Origin of the sequence: Listeria rocourtiae FSL F6-920 (genome assembly GCF_000525975.1) — a bacterium.
GTDB classification, from domain to species: domain Bacteria; phylum Bacillota; class Bacilli; order Lactobacillales; family Listeriaceae; genus Listeria_A; species Listeria_A rocourtiae.
This window is the reverse complement of the sequence record NZ_AODK01000050.1, coordinates 1-17,662: the sequence shown is the minus strand read 5'-3', so window position 1 is coordinate 17,662 and position 17,662 is coordinate 1. Positions and strand designations below refer to the sequence as shown.

Below are 17,662 nucleotides of genomic sequence, written 5' to 3'. Positions count from 1 at the left end.
GTTGATTTGGATGAGTTATTGGACCGAATCGATGTGCTTGGAAGGTCACAACGCTTTGTATCAAAGGAGGAGTTGGCTGTTTTGATGGGAAATCAGGCCAAAAAAATTGATGACTTGGGGTGGAGTCTTGATTGAATCTTCTTTGCTGGGTCAGATTTATGCTGTGCCGGAAAGACCTAGTACGAAATTTTATGCACATCGAAAATGGGTGGATGGAATTTCGACTGAGGAATGGTTAGCTGACTTGGATGGGTACGAACTGGATCGTTTTTTACACCGGTATTTGACTTGCTATGGTCCTGCTACTTTGGCTGATTTTAAGCATTGGAGTGGTCTTCCCAATTATGCTTTTATAAATGCTTTTCGCAGGATTGAGGATTGCCTGGATCGGTTTGACGTTGATGGGAAGGTTTATTATTATCCGGAGGGACATATGGATTTTGCCAAGTGTGATGTAATGCCACAGGTGAAGTTACTCGGGAAATTTGATCCGTTGTTTGTAAGTTTTGCAGATAAAGGATGGCTGGCGGACACTAGGTATGAGAAAGAGATTTGGCGGGCGGCGGGTCAGATCGAGGCAGTAGTGTTGGTTGATGGAGAGATTCGCGGAACATGGCGTTATGCTATAAAAGGCGAGACTATAAGGTTTACTTGTTATGCTTTTGGGCGAATTTCGGTGAAGGATCGGAAGCGAATTGCGGCTGAGGCAGAGCGTTTAGCACTGTTTCTAGGGAAGCAGTTGCAGGAGGTGGTGTATGTATGAAAAACACAACCGATATGACTCCTCGATTGTGTTTGATGGTTATAAAAATGGGTTTTCAGACCAATATTGGAGTGGTAGTTCCATACGTACGGTCTTGTTTGGATCTACAACTTGGCAGATTCGTAGGTCACCAGCTAATGATAATAGCATGATGGCTTCGGATGTCGTTACTCTAGTTGCATCTGTCAAAAGTTGAACCATGTTTTTTGTTGCGATTTTGCTAGCTTCATCAAGTGTTGGTGCTGAAGCAATCGTGATAATTTTATCCTCACTGATTAGACTTGGTGTTGGCCAGTTTTTTTTCTTTAACTACTTGGAGCCGCATCGTGATTTGGCTAGATACTTCTGCGCCTGAAACGGATACTTCACCATCTGCCATTGCGGCATGTACGTCACCAATGGCTAACAGGGCGCCAGAGACATTGACGGGAAGGAATAGTGTTATACCTTCTTTAATCTCTTTGCAATCCATATTGCCACCATGTGCTTCTGGCGTGCCACATGAGATGGGGTTTCCAGCTGGTGCTGTGCCGATAACACCAATCATTTTGTTTAGAGGAATGGCAATTTCTTTTGAAAAAATAAGCTTGTCATTTACAATTGGAAAGCGACGAATAGTATTCTCTGTTAGATCATCGCCAAGGACGCCTAACTCTGGTCCTGTTAGCATGGTTGCATCGCCAATTAATTGAATTTTCTCTATAGTTACAGCCAGTATGTCTCCAGGTTCTGCGTCTTTAATGAAGATAGGTCCAGTTGCTGGATTCACTCGACTCCAATCAAGTCGGTGGAATGGCTGATATTCGGATCTTATTTGGTTTTCAAAGCAGTCGTATGTTTCGATAGTTACAACTGCACCGTTATCAACTGTCATGCTTGGTGTTGCGTTCTTATCCATTGCATAAATAACGTGTTGTTTCGTCATGGGATGCATCAAAAATTCTCCTTTCTTCTGTATTTGTAGTACTTCAAGTAACAATGAATAATGTTATTAATTTGGTTACTTTGATAAAGTATAGCATCTCTCTAAATCGAAGTACATGGACATATTGTGAACAGTTTGAGTCGTATTGTTTGCTTTTTCGGGATGTTTTTGCTTAAAGGATTATAACTATATTTAGAAGAGTGATATACTACGAGTTTGATGCATTTTTCAATGGAGTTGGAAAATGGATGTGACTTGTAGTTGTCATTGCTTGGGAGAACCTTCCTTTGCGTGAGCTGTTTTTTTGTACTATAATAGGCATGGTATAGGATTGTTTGAGAGTGAGGTGTACGTGATGTCGGATGGTTTTGTCAAATTAGATCACGTTAGTTATAAATATGAGGACGAGAATGATTTTGCGGTTAAGGATGTTTCTTTTACGGTGAAAAGGGGCGAGTGGTTGGCACTGGTTGGTCATAATGGCTCAGGTAAGTCAACAATTGCGAAACTTTTGAATGGACTGTTGTTTCCAACGGAGGGAATGGTTAAAATTGGTCATTTCAAGCTAGGCGAGAAGACGATTTGGGAGATTCGCAAGCAGGTCGGAATGGTATTTCAAAATCCGGATAATCAGTTTGTTGGTGCGACGGTACAGGATGATGTGGCGTTTGGTCTCGAGAATCACGGAGTTCCGCATGATTTGATGGTGAAACGTGTGGAGAACGCGTTGGAAGAGGTTGGAATGCAACGATATACGTTACATGAGCCATCGCGTCTTTCGGGCGGTCAGAAGCAACGTGTGGCGATTGCGGGGGTTCTTGCTTTACAGCCGAACGTGATTATTTTGGATGAAGCGACGTCGATGCTTGATCCGCGCGGGCGTGCCGAGGTGATGGAAACAATTCGGGTGATGCGGGAGCGCGAGTCGATTACGGTAATCTCGATTACGCATGATTTGGATGAGGTCGTGATGGCGGATCGGGTTATTGTGATGAACAAAGGTGTGCGTCATTTGGAAGGAACGCCAAGAGAGGTTTTTGCACAGGCGGATGAAATGCGACGAATCGGTTTGGGAGTGCCTTTTATAACATCATTACAGGAAAAATTGGAGCAGTCAGGTGTTGCGCTATCGGATCGGAGCTTGATGGAAGGGGCGTTGATGGAGCAGTTATGGACATTACATTCGAACAAGTAGGTTTTTGTTATCAGAAAAATTCTCCTTTTGAGACGCGTGCACTTCAAGATGTCAATGTGACAATTGAATCAGGGAGCTATACAGCAATTATTGGGCATACGGGCTCTGGGAAATCGACATTATTGCAACATTTGAATGCATTGCTATTGCCAACAGAGGGCACGGTGACGCTTGGTGACCGTGTTATTAAGGCAGGCGAGAAGCAAAAAGGCTTGCGTGATTTGCGTGAGCGCGTTGGGATTGTTTTTCAGTTTCCAGAGGCGCAGTTATTTGAAGAGACGGTGGAAAAAGATATTTGTTTTGGTCCGCTGAACTTTGGCGTGTCAGAAGAGGATGCAAAGGCGAGAGCACGGAAAGTGATTGTCGAAGTTGGACTGACGGAGGAAATTTTGACGCGTTCGCCGTTTGAACTTTCTGGTGGTCAGATGCGCCGTGTGGCGATTGCTGGTGTTTTGGCAATGGATCCGCGGGTTTTGGTGCTCGATGAACCAACAGCAGGTCTTGACCCGAATGGGCGTAAGGAGATTATGGAAATGTTTGCAACGCTGCATCAGACAAAGGGCTTGACGACGATTCTCGTGACGCATAGCATGGAAGATGCTGCGGCTTATGCAGAAAAAATAATCTTGATGAAAGCTGGTACAGTGCAACAGATCGCGACACCTCGAGAAATTTTTAGTGAGCCAGATGTGTTGACGGATTTAGGGCTATCGGTTCCTGATGTGGTACATTTTCAACGGCGTTTTGAAGAACGTTTCGCGGTGAAGCTTGGTAAGACATGCTTGACGATTGATGAATTAGTGGGAGAAATGCTACCACACCTTGGAAAGGGCGTGGCCAGCCAATGATGGAGAAGATGATTCTCGGTCGCTTTATTCCCGGCGAATCATGGTTACATCGTCTCGATCCTCGTGCAAAAATTACAGCTGTGATGTATTTTATTATCATCGTGTTTCTCGCAAATAACTGGCTTACATATGCGTTATTATTTGTATTTGTATTGAGTTTACTATTTGCGTCGCGTGTGCCATTTATGTTCTTTATTAAAGGGCTACAACCGGTGTTTTGGCTGATTATTTTGACGTTGCTATTGCAAGTGTTTTTTACACAAGGTGGGACGACGTATTTTGAGTGGGGTCCGGTTCATGTGACGAGCCTTGGTTTGATGAATGGAGCGATGATTTTTGCGCGGTTTGTATTAATTATTTTCATGACGACACTTTTGACGCTTACAACGAGTCCTATCGAGTTGACGGATGGGATTGAAAGTATGTTGGCATTATTGCGATTTGTGCGCTTTCCTGTCCATGAATTAGCACTGATGCTTAGTATTGCGCTTCGATTCATTCCAACGCTGATGGATGAAACGGAGAAAATTATGAAGGCACAAAAGGCTCGTGGAGTAGAGTTTTCGAGTGGTCCGCTAAAGGAGCGGATGAAAGCGATTGTGCCGCTGCTCGTGCCGCTTTTTATCAGTGCCTTTAAGCGAGCGGAGGATTTGGCGATAGCGATGGAAGCTCGTGGTTATCGTGGCGGGAAAGGCAGAACGAAATTTAGACTGCTTGCGTGGCGATTTTCAGATACATTTTTGCTAGTGATGATGTTGGTTGTAACGGCATTGTTAGTTTGGCTGCGATCATAAGAAGAGGTGTGACAAATGAAGCGATTTAAGGCAATAATTCAATATGATGGAACCAATTTTGTTGGTTACCAGATTCAGCCGAACGGTCGGACAGTGCAAGAGGAAATTGAAAAAGCGCTATTGCGGATGCATAAAGGTGAAGTGGTGAAGATAGTCGGTTCTGGGAGAACGGATACGGGTGTTCATGCAAAAGGCCAAGTGATTCATTTTGATTCACCACTTGCAATTCCACCTATCAAATATAGAAAAGCTTTGCAGACTTTCACGCCGTATGATATTAGCATTGTTTCTGTAGAGGAAGTGGCGTCAGATTTTCACGCGCGTTTCGGGACGACTGGAAAAGAATATCGTTATTTTGTGAAGCGATCAGAGTTTTTTGACCCCTTTGCACGGCATTTTACGCTCCATTTTCCATATGAATTAGATATTTCACTGATGCGTAAAGCGGCGAATGTTTTGACTGGTGAGCATGATTTTACAAGTTTTTGTGCGGCTGGTTCGAGTCGAGAGGACAAGGTTCGGACGATTTATTCGATTGACGTCATTGAGGAGGAAGACACGCTAATTTTTGCTTTTCAGGGAAATGGATTTTTGTATAATATGGTTCGGATTTTAGTTGGGACGCTACTCGATGTCGGACAAGGCAGATTGACAGTAGCGCAGGTGAAGGCGAATTTGGAAGCACGAGACCGTACTCAAGGCGCAAAAACGGCGCCACCACAAGGGTTATATTTATGGGAAGTTTATTACCAGTAATGTTTTGAAAAAAAATACGTAATCGCATTGACTTTTGATGATAAAAACTGTATTATTGACTATGGTATTGTTTGCCCCACAATAAGCCCCGGAAGGTTGTTGTGTTGAACAAAACAATGGAACTTTTAATAAATCAAATCGAAAAGCAGATCGTGGGCTATGGAACAGTTTACAGATCGCATTTTTCTTAAAATCTAGGAGGGAAAATTATGCGTACGACTTATATGGCAAAAACAGGCGAAGTAGAACGTAAATGGTATGTTATTGACGCTACAGATATTCCGCTTGGCCGTTTATCTAGTGAAGTAGCTTCAATCTTACGTGGTAAAATCAAGCCACAATTTACTCCTCATGTTGATACAGGGGACTTCGTAATTATTATTAATGCAGGTAAAATTGCTCTAACGGGTAAAAAAGCAACAGACAAAATTTACTACCGTCACTCTCAATATCCAGGCGGTTTGAAATCACGTACAGCGGGTGACCTACGTACGAATAATCCAGAGAGATTACTTGAACTTTCTATCAAAGGAATGCTTCCAAAGAATTCTCTAGGACGTCAAATTTTCAAGAAATTACACGTTTATGGTGGCGCTGAGCACGAACATGCAGCACAAAAACCAGAAGTGTATCAATTACGCGGATAATTAGAAGAGGAGGGAAATATAGTGGCTCAAGTACAATATTATGGAACAGGTCGTCGTAAAAGCTCAGTAGCTCGTGTACGTTTAGTACCAGGCGATGGCAAAGTAGTTATCAACGGTAGAGATTGGGAAGATTACATTCCATTCGCGGCTCTTCGCGAAGTTATTAAACAACCATTAGTTGCAACTGAAACTCTAGGAAACTATGATGTTTTAGTAAACGTAAACGGTGGTGGTTATACTGGTCAAGCTGGAGCAATCCGTCACGGAATTTCACGTGCATTGCTACAAGTTGCACCGGATTATCGTTCTCCATTAAAACGTGCAGGTCTATTAACTCGTGACCCACGTATGAAAGAACGTAAGAAACCAGGACTTAAAAGGCGCGCGTCGTGCACCTCAGTTCTCAAAACGTTAATATATTTTTATATATCGACATTCGAAAAGGCACTTTCCAAGAAATTGGAGAGTGTTTTTTTGACTACAATGGATAAACATGACATAAGGGAATGGAGAGTAGATGATGGCAGATAATTTTTGGATAGAGTTGCCGAAGCCTTTTTTTGTATTAGCACCGATGGAAGACGTGACGGATGTTGTTTTTCGCCATGTTGTGAAAACAGCAGCAGCCCCTGATGTATTTTTTACTGAGTTTACGAATTCGGATAGCTATTGTCATCCTGATGGTATCGAGAGTGTGAGAGGGCGTTTAGTTTTTACGGAGGATGAACAACCGATTGTGGCTCATATTTGGGGGGATAAGCCTGAATTTTTCCGAGAGATGAGCATTGGTATGGCTGAAATGGGTTTTAAAGGTATTGACATCAATATGGGTTGCCCAGTTCCGAATGTGGCTAGACGTGGCAAAGGTAGTGGGCTGATTTTACGGCCAGAAGTGGCGGCTGAATTGATTGAAGCAGCCAAGGCCGGCGGTATACCGGTTAGTGTGAAAACGCGGATTGGTTATGAAGCGTTGGAGGAATTGGAGAGCTGGATTACTCATTTACTGAAGCAAGATATTGCAAATTTATCTGTTCATCTGCGCACGCGTAAAGAGATGAGTAAGGTCGATGCGCATTGGGAAGTAATTCCTCAGATTATGGCGATTCGAGATCGTGTTGCCCCAAAAACGTTGATTACAATTAATGGAGATATTCCAGATCGTGAAAAAGGTTTGGAGCTTGCTAAAAAATATGGCGTGGATGGCATTATGATTGGGCGAGGCATTTTTAAAAATCCATTTGCATTTGAAAAAGAGAAGAAAGAACACACAGCGCAAGAATTGATTGGATTACTGGAATTGCAGTTAGATTTGCAAGATGAATTTGCTGATCAGGTTCCGCGTTCCATTGCTGGGTTACATCGATTCTTTAAGGTCTATGTTAAAGGTTTTCCAGGTGCCAATGATCTTAGAATCAGATTAATGGATACAAAATCGACCGAGGAAGCGAGACAAGTATTGGCCAATTTTCAAGAGTAGCACGCGCTTGATGAATCCTAACGAAAAATTAGATAAGAAGAAAAAGGATTGGAATCAGGGGATTAATCCATTGATTCCAATCCTTTTTGTTTTTATTTTTCAACAACGTGTACATCTTCAAAGGAGCCGTACTTAGCCCACCAAGGAGATGCGCCAGTGTTTAGAAGGTCATCAAGTGAAGTGATGTTCTCTTTGCCCTGTGTGCGCAACCACTCGCGTAATGCATCGTCGCCTTGTTTACCATAAACTTCGATACCGTCTTTCCAAGTTGCACGACCGCAAAGCACGCCGCTGTACTGCACTTTATGCTCATTCGCGAAGGCAATTGTTTTATGGAAAAGTTCTGCTGTCACACCCGCACTCAAATAAATGAATGGAAGCGGACTTAGATCAGAACACTCTTCGAAATGGCGTCCAGCTTCTTCTTTCGTATAAACTATTTCGCCATCCGCAAAGCCTTCTACATATTTGAAGTTCACTGGAACCTCTAATTTAAGTACATCCACGCCATAACGCGGTTTGGAAAATTCTTTAATCGATGCTTTGACTTTCGCAGGTTTCAGTTTCGCGTATTCGGCGCTGGCTGAGTCTGTTATTTTTGCATCGTACGTAATCGGCTCTAGGAAGAAAGGGATGTCTATTTCACGACACTCGGCGCCAATTCTTTCTAGGAACGCGTATTTGATTTCATTGATTTCTGCGGGTTCATCTGGATCGTAATATACTAGAATTTTTACTGCATCGCCACCACTTTCTTTGATGCGGAGTGCGGATAGGTCAGCGATTAAATCAGGAAGTTTACCTGGCGTCGTGGCATCATAGCCCGTTTTTTCATAGGAGGTTAGCAAGCCACAGTTCTCGTGACGAGCTTTAATGGCAGGCGTACCATATTGAAGGTCCAGCAGAATAGCAGATGCGTATGGTGTGAGTTCTTCGGATACCATTTGTTTAAAATCTTCTATATCTTTGTCGCTTTCAGAACCTTTAGCTTCTTGAATCATTTTTTTTTAAGGAGCCACGTTGATCAATTGCTAGTGCAGCAATGATTCCTTTATCGTTAGAAAGTCTCTGTAAGCCATCAAATTTACCTTTTGTAATTTGTACCATAATTCTAATCTCCTTCTTTCTTTTCTATTAGAACGCATACCTTACTACAATACCCTGATAGATAGGTCACAAAACTAGATGCAACCTTGCAAGTCCATTCTAACATCGAAATAGTTGTATACAAAATAATTTGGTGACCTAGTTGCAATTTGAGTATAAATGGTCTAGAATTTTGAGTGGGAGCTGTGCAAATGTATTAGTAAGAAATTCGTGGGGACGAAGCGAGCAATTTTACTAGGAAATGAGGGCAAGGCATGGCAAATCAGCAAATGAGCCGCTCCTCCAAACGGCGCAATAAAAAGAAACGTGATTTTTACATTGGTATCGGGCTAATTTTCATATTATTGGCAGTGGTTTTTGTGGCTGTGAAATGGATAACTCCCGCGGAATTGGAAAATGCGGACAAGCAGAAGGATTCGGAACCGGTGAAGAAGGCACCAGCCAAGCCTGTGACTCCGAAAAAGGAAGTCGAGAAGGAAACGGCGAGCGTGGCTGATAATAAGGTGATTGATGAGTATTTGGAAAGTATCGGATTTAGTGGAACGGCGCTTGTGTACCGTGAGGGAAAAATTGTACTAAATAAAGGGTATAAAACGGCGAATCGGGATACGGATGTCGCTAATACGCCGGATACAGTTTATTATATTGGTTCCTCGCAAAAAGCAGTTATTGCAACGGCGATTTTGCAGTTAGAAGAGCGCGGCAAACTGAATGTGGATGATTCGGTGGCGACTTACCTGCCAGATTTCCCGAATGGGAGCCGGATCACATTACGGAATTTATTGAATCATACATCTGGGATTGTTGGACATACTGAGAAAAACGAGAAAATTACACCAGAAGAATTGATTCAGGATATTGAAGCGCAAGGAATTAAGCGTCAGCCTGGAAAATGGGACTATAATGATTCGAATTATAGCGTACTAGCTTTCATTGTGGAGCAACTAAGCGGTGAAAAACTAATGACTTATGTGCAAAAGAAGATTTTTGAACCAGCAGGTATGAAGCATTCTGGGATTTATACGACTTTCGATAAGGAGAAAAAGCCTTCTGTTGGCTATAAGATTCAGAAGGATGGAACTTATAAGACGCCGTATTTGCCGGATTTATCACAGCTGTATGGGTGTGGTGATATGTATATGACTGCGACGGATATGTACTTATTTGATCGAGCTTTGTCGGACCGAAAGTTGATTAATGATGCTAGTTTTGAGAAAATGTTCACGGCGGGAAGTGCTTCTGGATATGGAATGGGGTTCTACGAAGATCCAGGAAGTTACAATAGTCACGGTGTTTTGAGCGGATGGAACGTGTCGAATAGCTTTAGTCATAGCGGGAAAACGGTCGTCGTGCTACTTTCAAATGTGCAAAATAACATTAAGTCATTTGGTAAAGTGAACAATCGAATTTACCAGCTTTTGAACAATTAAAAAAAACAGGATTAGAAACGTTTTGGGAGGCGTATCTAGTCCTGTTTTTGTATGTTATTTACTCGTTACTTTGTCGATAGCATCTTGCATTTGGTATTCTCTTGATGGTGCGGTATAGTTGCTCCACTCATCACTGTTGACAAGGTATACGTGTTTTGATTTGACTGCTGGGATGTCTTTCCAAATTCCCGTTAGCAGTGTGCTGAGCTCTTCGGTAGATTTTCCTTCTGGTGTCAAGATGAACAGTTGATCGGCATCGCTAACATAGTCGGGAATAGCTTCTGAGGAAATAGCTTTTGTTTCTTTGTTCTTTTTAGCTGCTTCTGTTGGTGTGAAACCAGCGCCAGTATATAGTCCATCGAATACAATTGGATCGTGGATATAGATTTCTTTACCCCAGAATTGAACGACGGCAGCTTTTTGATTTTCAATGCCAGCGTCTTTGAGTGTTGCTTTTGCTTCTTTAGATTCTTTTGTGTATTTTTCTTGGTACCTCTTTTCGGCGTCTTTTGCATTGACTAAATTAGCGATATCAGAAAGTTGCTCGTCTGGTGTTACGCCGAATTTCGTTGCATAAACGGGCGCGACTTTTTCCAGATTTGTCAACATGTCTTTTTGGTAGTCAGAAATGATGATTAAATCGGGTTTTAGGGAAGCGATTTTCTCAACATTTGGCTTATCTCCACCGATATTTTCAACGCCTTTTAGGAAGTCTGGATAGATTCCCATATAGTATTCTGTTGTAGCGAGTGGCTTGATATCTAGGGCGTAAAGTTCACCCGCGTTCTGAATGGCCACAATTTTCTTCGGTGTTGTTGGTATGATAACTTTCCGATCCAGTGCATCAGTGAGTGTGCGTGCTTTGTCTTCCGTCTTTGCCTCATCACTTGTACTAGAACCGCCACATGCTGCAAGTGCAAACCCTAATGTTAAAACAACGAGTAGCAGAGCCATTAATTTTCTTTTCTTCATCCTTAAACCTCCTGTAATTGAAAACTATTCTCAATAAGATAATTATAGATGTAGTTTAAGGAATATACAAGAGGATTGGGAAATAAATTTTCATTTTTAAATACATTAGTTGAGTTATTCAGTAAAAAACAACTCCATTTGAATGTTTTTTTATATAAATGTTATAATTTGAGTATGAAAATAGGCGAGTAGGTAAAGTTGTTCTAAATACTCTCCTAGATTCCTGTTTTAGAAAAAAAAGTATAAGAATACGAATCCTAAAATAAGTAACCCCGTTTTCGTAAAGAAATTTTTACGGTTGATTTTGTGACTAAGTATATCATCTAAAATGGCCACAATATAGACGAGCCGAAGCCCCATAAAAGTGGCATACGTACCACCAAAAATCGACAAAAGAAGAAGCTTGACAAATAGCATACAATATAGTTTTTTTGTACAATTCATAATTTAAAAAATCCCTGTATCATTTTGTTTATATAATGAAATAATAACATAAAAAGGAGAGAATAAACCTATGAAAAAATTTTTTAAGCATTTTATTGACTGTCTCTTTAATGGTATCAATAAGCCTAACTGGTGTTCATGCTGAAATTACAGATTTTAAGAGTGATCTAGTAACTGATAATATGGTCTTAGAAGAAGATATTAGTGACTCCTTATAAAATGGATTATTATGGAAGGATAGCTTTGGTTTGAGGGATGACCGCAACTGTCGGAGGGGGAATCGCAAATGCTTTCGCAACAGGGGTAGTAGGAGCCATACTGGGGAGTATGACGGCAAGACTATCTAAATACAAAGCAGCAAATTATTGGATGGTGACTAAAAAATACTATGCCAAGGATGCCGTCAATGTGTATATAAAAACATCTTTTCAAGTATATAGTAATCGTGCGAGGACGAAATTAGCATATTCGAGTTTCCAAATTAATAAATACTATAGTCCAAAATAAAAATAGCGGTGTAAAATCTGTAACTATAGATTTTACACCGCTATTTTTATTTCTTCATTTTCAAATGCTCGACTTCAATTACGCGCAAACCTTTACGTTCAAGATGCGCGACAATCAAGTTCTTTTCTTCTTCCGTAATGCCAGCTGGTAATGTTACGAGAACGCGGCGGATGTAGTCTTCCGCTTGGGAATCCATTGTGATCAGGCTGGCAATTGTGGTATGTTTATCGATGATTTTTGTGATTTTTGTTAGAGAACCAGGGACTTCGCCAGTTGCGATAGTCAGAACGTAGCTTCCTGAATCGATATTCCAAGCGTCTTGCAAAACACCGAGCAATTTGCCATGTGTTAAAATACCATAAAAATCGTCTTGTTCGTTGAGGACCGCGATGTATGGCAACTCTTTAATTGTAAAAAATACTTCGAAAAAAGAAGAATTAATGCAAATATGTTTTGTTTTATTTTTGATAAGACTTGTTACAGGATCTGATAAGTCGCCTCCGTTAGCGGCATGACGATAAATGTGCATTTTATAAATGTTCCCGATGAATTTCTCGCCTTTATTATCTAGAACTGGGACGCAACGATAGCCGGCTTCTTCCAAAATGTCCAGCGCTTCTTTGAGTGTTGCGGTTTCTGTAACAGTCGTTAAGTTGATTTTAGGAATACAAAGATTTTTAATCAACATATTTCGGTCACTCCAATCTCTTTAGTGTGGGATACGTCTCTCTTATTCTAACCCAAGTTGTTAAATTTGTATAGAAAACACTGTGTTAATTGATTGACATTGATAAGGGTGTCATTTAGAATGGAAACAACATTACTGATAATGATTATCAATGAGAAATAGGGGTGGCGTTATGCATATTGAAACAGTTAGTATTGAGTTTGAAACAGAAAACAAGGAGAAAATGTTGCAATCTGTGGCGCATCATCGGGAAGAAATGGCTGAATTTGAGGGTTTTTTAGGATATGAGGTTTGGTTGAAGGAAGGCGTGCGAAAGTCGACGGTGATGAATGTGTCGCGCTGGGCCTCGAAGGAGCAGTTTACGGTGTGGATGAAGCAGCATCGTGATTTTCATCGTAAAATGAAACGAACTGGCGGAGGCGGTGGTTCGGAATTGGTTGTGACGCGGCAAACTGGCTCGTATGAAATGATATAGTATTTGGAACAGGAATCTTTTTTCAGGGTTTCTGTTTTTGTTTAAAATGATGCGAAAAGGTGTATTTATTAAGAGAGTGGTCTAATCGTTACAGATAGTGGTATTTGTGATAATATGGATACGTGACAAAATATAAGGCAAAAAGAAAGCGGGGACTTTATACAATGAATAAAGGAATTGCAAATTTTGATTATTATAACCCAACGCATATTGTGTTTGGAAAGGATCGGATTAGTGAATTGGCGACATTGATTCCGACCGATAAGAAGGTACTTGTGCTTTATGGTGGCGGTAGCGTGGAGCGTTTTGGTACGCTTGCAAAGGTACGTGAGGCGCTTAGTGGGCACACATTTGGTGAGTTTGGTGGGATTGAAGCAAATCCTACATATGCTACCCTTTTACGTGCGATTGAACTCGTAAAAAAAGATGGCTATAATTATTTGCTAGCTGTTGGCGGTGGTTCTGTTATTGATGGAACGAAATTTGTTGCGGCCGGCGCGCTTTTTGATAGTGAGCCAATTAATATTTTTGGTAGTGGCGTTGGTGAAGGGATTCCGATTAAGGAGGCTTTGCCGTTTGGTACGGTGTTGACACTTCCTGCGACGGGTTCTGAGATGAATAGTGGCGGTGTTGTGAGTATCGTGGAGAAGAAGGCGAAACTTGGTTTTGGTAGCGCAGTGACGTTCCCACAGTTTTCGATTCTTGATCCGCAGTTGACGTATACATTGCCGAAGCGTCAATTGGCTAACGGAGTGATTGACTCGTTTGTGCATATTATGGAGCAATATATGACGTATCCGGTTGGTGGAATGGTGCAGGATCGCTTTGCAGAAGGGTTACTTGAGACGCTGATTGAGATAGGCCCAGATGTGGTGGATGAGTCAAAACAGGATTATAATCTGCGTGCTAACTTTATGTGGGCGGCGACTTATGCGCTGAATGGGACGCTTAATAAAGGGGTTCCAGGCGATTGGTCGAGCCACGGTTTAGGCCATGAGATTACGGCGCTGTATCACATTGACCATGCACGGACGCTTGCGATTGTATTGCCTTCATTATTGGAGATTCGGAAAGAGCAGAAGGGTGCGAAGTTATTGCAATACGCTGAGCGTGTTTGGCATATTACGGATGGAACGGAAGATGAGAAGATTCAAGCGGCCATTGATAAAACGCGTGAGTTCTTTGAGTCATTAGGCGCTCCAACGCACTTCAGTGATTACGATCTTGGCGAGGAAGTTGTAGATGCGCTCGTTTCTCAACTTGAAAAACATGGTTTGACGGCAGTTTCGGAGCGTGGGGATCAAACGCTTGATGTCAGCCGCGAAATTTATAAAAATGCCTTGTAATATCAGCTAATTTTTATTGTACTCTTAGGACGCTGGGCGATGTTTTTGGCTTGGCGTCTACTAAGAGTATATTTTAATAGGGGAGTGGGAGCCATGGTTAGGCCAATTCAAGATAGTAGTGGTAAAACGTTTTTGGACATCCAAGAGGACTTGCAACATTGTTCTTTACGGAATTCTGGGAGCGTTTTTCTTATTATGGGATGCGTGCTATTCTTATCTTTTACATGTATACGGCGGTTGTAGATGGTGGGCTTGGTTTTTCTCAGGCTACTGCGACGGCGATTATGTCGATTTATGGTTCGCTCGTTTATATGTCTGGTGTTATTGGAGGCTGGACGGCGGATCGGATTTTAGGGCCGCGTCGAACGATCTTTTATGGTGGTATCTTGATTATGGTTGGGCATATTGCTTTATCATTTCCTGGTGGCGCAACGGCTTTGTTTGTGTCGATGTTCTTTATCATTATTGGAACAGGCTTTTTGAAACCAAATGTGTCAAATGTTGTTGGTGATCTTTATCCAAAAGGGGATCAAAGACGTGATGCGGGATTTAGTATTTTTTATATGGGGATTAACTTGGGTGCTTTTATCGCCCCGTTTATTGTTACACAAGTATCTGATTCAGCCAGCAGTTATCATGCGGGATTCGGTGTGGCGGCTGTCGGAATGGCTCTGGGACTTATTGTATATGTTATTACTGGAAAAATGTATTTACGCGACGCTGGAAAAACGGTGCCGAATCCGCTGAAAAGTTCGGAGAAAAAGAAAATGACTGGTTTATCATTGGGAATTTTAGCGGGAATTGTGTTGATAGGAGCTATTGTGGCATGGCTTCAAGGTGAATTTTCATTGCAGACGGTTATTATGACTGTTACGATTATGGGTGTTATTATCCCACTTATTTATTTTACCGTGATGATGACGAGTAAGAAAACGACGAAGGAGGAGCGTTCGCGACTGACAGCTTACATACCTCTGTTCCTTATTTCGGTCATGTTTTGGATGATTGAAGAACAAGGGTCAACAACATTAGCCTTATTTGCGGCGAACCGGACAGATCTTAGCGTTGGTAGTTTTGAATTATCGCCAGGGGTTTTCCAATCGTTGAACCCGATGTTTATTATTATTTTATCACCGATTTTTGCTTGGATTTGGACGAAGATTGGAAAAAGACAACCTGGAACACCAAGAAAATTCGCGTTAGGTCTGTTTTTTGCAGGTTTATCGTTCGTGATTATGATGTTGCCTGGGATTTTAGCAGGGAATACAACGACCGCAGTTAGTCCAATGTGGCTTGTGATGAGCTTTTTTTATCTGTATCGTGGGTGAGATGTGCCTGTCACCGGTGGGCTTATCGGCTACTACTAAACTAGCACCAGCAGCATTTGCTTCTCAAACGATGAGTGTTTGGTTCTTGTCGGATTCGATGGCACAGGCCTTCAATGCCCAGACAACGCAATTTTTCAATGCAAAAACAGAAATCTTGTACTTTGGAATTTTTGGATTTGGGGCGGTTGCTTTTGCGATTTTACTATTTTTCTGTGCTCCATTATTGAAAAAATATATGCGTGGCGTGGATTAATTTCGCGATATGGCGTTTTTCTTATTGCAAGAAGAGCGCCTTCTTTCATTGCAAAACGGGTGATGGCTTGATACACTAAGGGTATCTTTTGAAGAAACGGTGGTGCAGTATTAAAATGGGGAAAGTGACTTTATTTGTGACAAGGCATGGAAAAACAATGCTGAATACGACAGAACGTGTACAAGGTTGGGCAGATTCACCACTTACGGAAGCTGGTGTTCTCGTTGCGGAACAGTTGGGACGGGGACTTGCGGATACTAAATTTGAAGCGCTTTATACGAGTGATCGTGGACGGACGCTTGAAACAGCTGATATTGTGATGCGACATGCGGGTTTTGAGTTGCCTGTGAATCAGTTGAAGGGGTTGCGCGAGTTTGGCTTTGGCAAATTTGAAGGCGAATATAATTTGTTTATGTGGGAAACGGTGAGTAAAATGCACGGATTTGACTCTGTGGAGGCATTTTTTGAAGTACATAAGCATGATGCGCCACGGGTGATGATTGATGCGGTGGCCGATATGGATGAGACTGGTATGGCGGAGAATTGGGATATTTTTACCGAGCGATTGTTGCAGTCGCTGGATTTGATTTGTAGCGAACAACGAGAAGGTAACGTGCTTGTGATTTGTCACGGGATGGTTATCAATATCTTGCTTTCTTTGCTTGATCCAACGCGCGTCGATGGGCCAATTGAAAATGCGAGCGTAACTAAAATAAGCTACGAAAACGGCCAATACACGGTGGAGTCAGCGAATGATATGCAGTATGTTGAACGCGGTGTTGTGAAAAATTAGGATAAAGGGATGAAGAACGATGAATGACATGGAAGAAGTACCGATCAAAAAAAGAACAACTTTCTTAGGCTTTTTGGCATTTTTACTAGGAATTCTATGTATTGTTATGATTTTCATGAAGCCAATGGAGATTAGCTTTGTGACAGCGGACAATTGGTTTATTGTGATTTTTGGTGTAGCGGTTTTGACGCTTATTATATCGATTTCAGGTATTGCGAGAGAACGTGAACGCAATTTTTTACCGATTATCGGATTTATTATTTCGATGACATATATTGTGTTCTGGATTATCTTTTTCCTGTTGATATTAATCGGCGTGATGTAATAAATAAGTGAAATGGAGGAATGAAGATTATGTATAAAACAAACAGATTGGTTTCCACTTTTTTAACGTTTAGCGGTGAGGCAGAGGCGGCGATGGACTTCTACGTGGAGTTGTTTGGCGAAGATGCGAAGACGTTCGGTAAAACATACATTGGTGAAGCTGATCGCGGAGAAACAGGTAAACTTCTCAATGGTACATTTGAGATTCGTGGTCAGTCGTTTATGGTAATGGATATGGAAGCTGAGTACGCAACGCCATTTTCGTGGGCAGCTTCGATTTTGGTACAATGCGAAGAAGAGGAAGAATTCGATCGCCTATTTGCAGCATTTTCTGATGAGGGCTCTGTGATGATGGGGCCAATTGAGTTGCCACCGTTCAAAAAAGTAACATGGGTAACTGATAAATTTGGCGTGACATGGCAATTGGTATGGTAATTTAAAAGAGTGTCTGGGACATAACCCGAATAAATCGGCGACAAGCGCTCGCATTCAGGGGATTTGGCGGACTTCCGGTTCTCACATACAGTCGTATGCTCCGCTTCCGGCTTCCACCAAATCCCCTGAATACAAACGCTTTCGCTCGATTTGTG

16 protein-coding genes and 4 pseudogenes are annotated in these 17,662 nt (G+C 41.8%); 16 read left to right on the top strand and 4 right to left on the bottom strand.

What is annotated here, in order from left to right:
* Positions 1 to 127: 127 nt before the first annotated feature.
* Positions 128 to 763 carry a DNA glycosylase AlkZ-like family protein gene (locus tag PROCOU_RS13885; RefSeq protein WP_051994420.1) on the top strand — a complete coding sequence of 212 codons (636 nt, stop codon included), beginning with the start codon at positions 128 to 130 and terminating at the stop codon, positions 761 to 763.
* A gap of 39 nt (positions 764 to 802) precedes the next feature.
* Here the strand turns inward: PROCOU_RS13885 and PROCOU_RS13880 are convergent.
* Positions 803 to 1,697: pseudogene (locus PROCOU_RS13880) on the bottom strand (acetamidase/formamidase family protein).
* Positions 1,698 to 2,043: 346 nt separating this feature from the next.
* Here PROCOU_RS13880 and PROCOU_RS13875 point away from each other — a divergent pair.
* The 7 genes and pseudogenes from PROCOU_RS13875 (at position 2,044) to PROCOU_RS13845 (ending at position 7,405) form a co-directional block, all read left to right on the top strand.
* Positions 2,044 to 2,883, top strand: a complete 840-nt coding sequence (locus PROCOU_RS13875) for an energy-coupling factor ABC transporter ATP-binding protein (protein WP_036073503.1) — start codon at positions 2,044 to 2,046, stop codon at positions 2,881 to 2,883.
* Positions 2,859 to 3,731, top strand: a complete 873-nt coding sequence (locus PROCOU_RS13870; RefSeq protein ID WP_036073501.1) for an energy-coupling factor ABC transporter ATP-binding protein — start codon at positions 2,859 to 2,861, stop codon at positions 3,729 to 3,731. The genes PROCOU_RS13875 and PROCOU_RS13870 overlap by 25 nt, the downstream gene beginning before the upstream one ends.
* Positions 3,728 to 4,525, top strand: coding sequence for an energy-coupling factor transporter transmembrane component T family protein (locus PROCOU_RS13865; RefSeq protein WP_036073499.1), 798 nt, complete (start codon positions 3,728 to 3,730; stop codon positions 4,523 to 4,525). Before PROCOU_RS13870 ends, PROCOU_RS13865 begins: the two co-directional genes overlap by 4 nt.
* Positions 4,526 to 4,540: 15 nt before the next feature.
* Entirely contained in the window at positions 4,541 to 5,281 is a 741-nt protein-coding gene (truA, locus tag PROCOU_RS13860; protein WP_036073497.1) for a tRNA pseudouridine(38-40) synthase TruA, read from the top strand.
* A gap of 209 nt (positions 5,282 to 5,490) precedes the next feature.
* On the top strand, positions 5,491 to 5,928 hold the full coding sequence (gene rplM / locus PROCOU_RS13855) for a 50S ribosomal protein L13 (protein WP_036073495.1): 438 nt from the start codon (positions 5,491 to 5,493) through the stop codon (positions 5,926 to 5,928).
* A 21-nt stretch (positions 5,929 to 5,949) separates the two neighbouring features.
* Positions 5,950 to 6,343: pseudogene (gene rpsI, locus PROCOU_RS13850) on the top strand (30S ribosomal protein S9).
* Positions 6,344 to 6,448: 105 nt separating this feature from the next.
* Positions 6,449 to 7,405, top strand: coding sequence for a tRNA dihydrouridine synthase (locus PROCOU_RS13845; RefSeq protein WP_077913462.1), 957 nt, complete (start codon positions 6,449 to 6,451; stop codon positions 7,403 to 7,405).
* Between the two features lie 92 nt (positions 7,406 to 7,497).
* Here the strand turns inward: PROCOU_RS13845 and PROCOU_RS13840 are convergent.
* Positions 7,498 to 8,512, bottom strand: a pseudogene (locus tag PROCOU_RS13840) (tagatose-bisphosphate aldolase).
* A gap of 269 nt (positions 8,513 to 8,781) precedes the next feature.
* Between PROCOU_RS13840 and PROCOU_RS13835 the strand changes: the two are divergent.
* A complete protein-coding gene (locus PROCOU_RS13835) occupies positions 8,782 to 9,942 on the top strand; it encodes a serine hydrolase domain-containing protein (protein WP_424960710.1) in 1,161 nt (386 codons plus the stop codon).
* A gap of 54 nt (positions 9,943 to 9,996) precedes the next feature.
* Here the strand turns inward: PROCOU_RS13835 and PROCOU_RS13830 are convergent, their stop codons facing one another.
* Positions 9,997 to 10,914 (bottom strand): ABC transporter substrate-binding protein, encoded by a 918-nt coding sequence (locus PROCOU_RS13830; RefSeq protein WP_036073489.1) that lies wholly within the window; start codon positions 10,912 to 10,914, stop codon positions 9,997 to 9,999.
* 771 nt (positions 10,915 to 11,685) lie between these two features.
* On the opposite strand from PROCOU_RS13830, the gene PROCOU_RS13820 reads away from it, so the two are divergent.
* Entirely contained in the window at positions 11,686 to 11,865 is a 180-nt protein-coding gene (locus PROCOU_RS13820; protein WP_149023677.1) for a hypothetical protein, read from the top strand.
* A gap of 46 nt (positions 11,866 to 11,911) precedes the next feature.
* Here the strand turns inward: PROCOU_RS13820 and cbpA are convergent, their stop codons facing one another.
* The gene (gene cbpA, locus PROCOU_RS13815; protein WP_036073485.1) at positions 11,912 to 12,553 is read right to left on the bottom strand and encodes a cyclic di-AMP binding protein CbpA; all 642 of its coding nucleotides are present in this window, start codon (positions 12,551 to 12,553) and stop codon (positions 11,912 to 11,914) included.
* A 172-nt stretch (positions 12,554 to 12,725) separates the two neighbouring features.
* Here cbpA and PROCOU_RS13810 point away from each other — a divergent pair, with 172 nt between their 5' ends.
* The 6 genes and pseudogenes from PROCOU_RS13810 (at position 12,726) to PROCOU_RS13785 (ending at position 17,507) form a co-directional block, all read left to right on the top strand.
* Complete coding sequence (locus PROCOU_RS13810) at positions 12,726 to 13,028, top strand: antibiotic biosynthesis monooxygenase family protein (protein WP_036073482.1); 303 nt, start codon at positions 12,726 to 12,728, stop codon at positions 13,026 to 13,028.
* Between the two features lie 164 nt (positions 13,029 to 13,192).
* Positions 13,193 to 14,374: an iron-containing alcohol dehydrogenase gene (locus PROCOU_RS13805; protein WP_036073480.1), complete on the top strand. Its 1,182-nt coding sequence runs from the start codon at positions 13,193 to 13,195 to the stop codon at positions 14,372 to 14,374.
* 158 nt (positions 14,375 to 14,532) lie between these two features.
* A pseudogene (locus tag PROCOU_RS13800) lies at positions 14,533 to 15,955 on the top strand (peptide MFS transporter).
* A 115-nt stretch (positions 15,956 to 16,070) separates the two neighbouring features.
* Positions 16,071 to 16,748 (top strand): histidine phosphatase family protein, encoded by a 678-nt coding sequence (locus PROCOU_RS13795; protein WP_036073478.1) that lies wholly within the window; start codon positions 16,071 to 16,073, stop codon positions 16,746 to 16,748.
* Positions 16,749 to 16,767: 19 nt separating this feature from the next.
* Positions 16,768 to 17,073 (top strand): hypothetical protein, encoded by a 306-nt coding sequence (locus PROCOU_RS13790; protein ID WP_036073476.1) that lies wholly within the window; start codon positions 16,768 to 16,770, stop codon positions 17,071 to 17,073.
* Between the two features lie 29 nt (positions 17,074 to 17,102).
* Complete coding sequence (locus PROCOU_RS13785) at positions 17,103 to 17,507, top strand: VOC family protein (RefSeq protein WP_036073474.1); 405 nt, start codon at positions 17,103 to 17,105, stop codon at positions 17,505 to 17,507.
* Positions 17,508 to 17,662 lie beyond the last annotated feature (155 nt).

Coding starts and splice junctions, on each gene's coding strand:
- PROCOU_RS13875 (WP_036073503.1), top strand. CDS start 2,044: ATGTCGGATGGTTTTGTCAAATTAGATCACGTTAGTTATAAATATGAG.
- PROCOU_RS13870 (WP_036073501.1), top strand. CDS start 2,859: ATGGACATTACATTCGAACAAGTAGGTTTTTGTTATCAGAAAAATTCT.
- PROCOU_RS13865 (WP_036073499.1), top strand. CDS start 3,728: ATGATGGAGAAGATGATTCTCGGTCGCTTTATTCCCGGCGAATCATGG.
- truA (WP_036073497.1), top strand. CDS start 4,541: ATGAAGCGATTTAAGGCAATAATTCAATATGATGGAACCAATTTTGTT.
- rplM (WP_036073495.1), top strand. CDS start 5,491: ATGCGTACGACTTATATGGCAAAAACAGGCGAAGTAGAACGTAAATGG.
- PROCOU_RS13845 (WP_077913462.1), top strand. CDS start 6,449: ATGGCAGATAATTTTTGGATAGAGTTGCCGAAGCCTTTTTTTGTATTA.
- PROCOU_RS13835 (WP_424960710.1), top strand. CDS start 8,782: ATGAGCCGCTCCTCCAAACGGCGCAATAAAAAGAAACGTGATTTTTAC.
- PROCOU_RS13830 (WP_036073489.1), bottom strand. CDS start 10,914: ATGAAGAAAAGAAAATTAATGGCTCTGCTACTCGTTGTTTTAACATTA.
- PROCOU_RS13820 (WP_149023677.1), top strand. CDS start 11,686: ATGACGGCAAGACTATCTAAATACAAAGCAGCAAATTATTGGATGGTG.
- cbpA (WP_036073485.1), bottom strand. CDS start 12,553: ATGTTGATTAAAAATCTTTGTATTCCTAAAATCAACTTAACGACTGTT.
- PROCOU_RS13810 (WP_036073482.1), top strand. CDS start 12,726: ATGCATATTGAAACAGTTAGTATTGAGTTTGAAACAGAAAACAAGGAG.
- PROCOU_RS13805 (WP_036073480.1), top strand. CDS start 13,193: ATGAATAAAGGAATTGCAAATTTTGATTATTATAACCCAACGCATATT.
- PROCOU_RS13795 (WP_036073478.1), top strand. CDS start 16,071: ATGGGGAAAGTGACTTTATTTGTGACAAGGCATGGAAAAACAATGCTG.
- PROCOU_RS13790 (WP_036073476.1), top strand. CDS start 16,768: ATGAATGACATGGAAGAAGTACCGATCAAAAAAAGAACAACTTTCTTA.
- PROCOU_RS13785 (WP_036073474.1), top strand. CDS start 17,103: ATGTATAAAACAAACAGATTGGTTTCCACTTTTTTAACGTTTAGCGGT.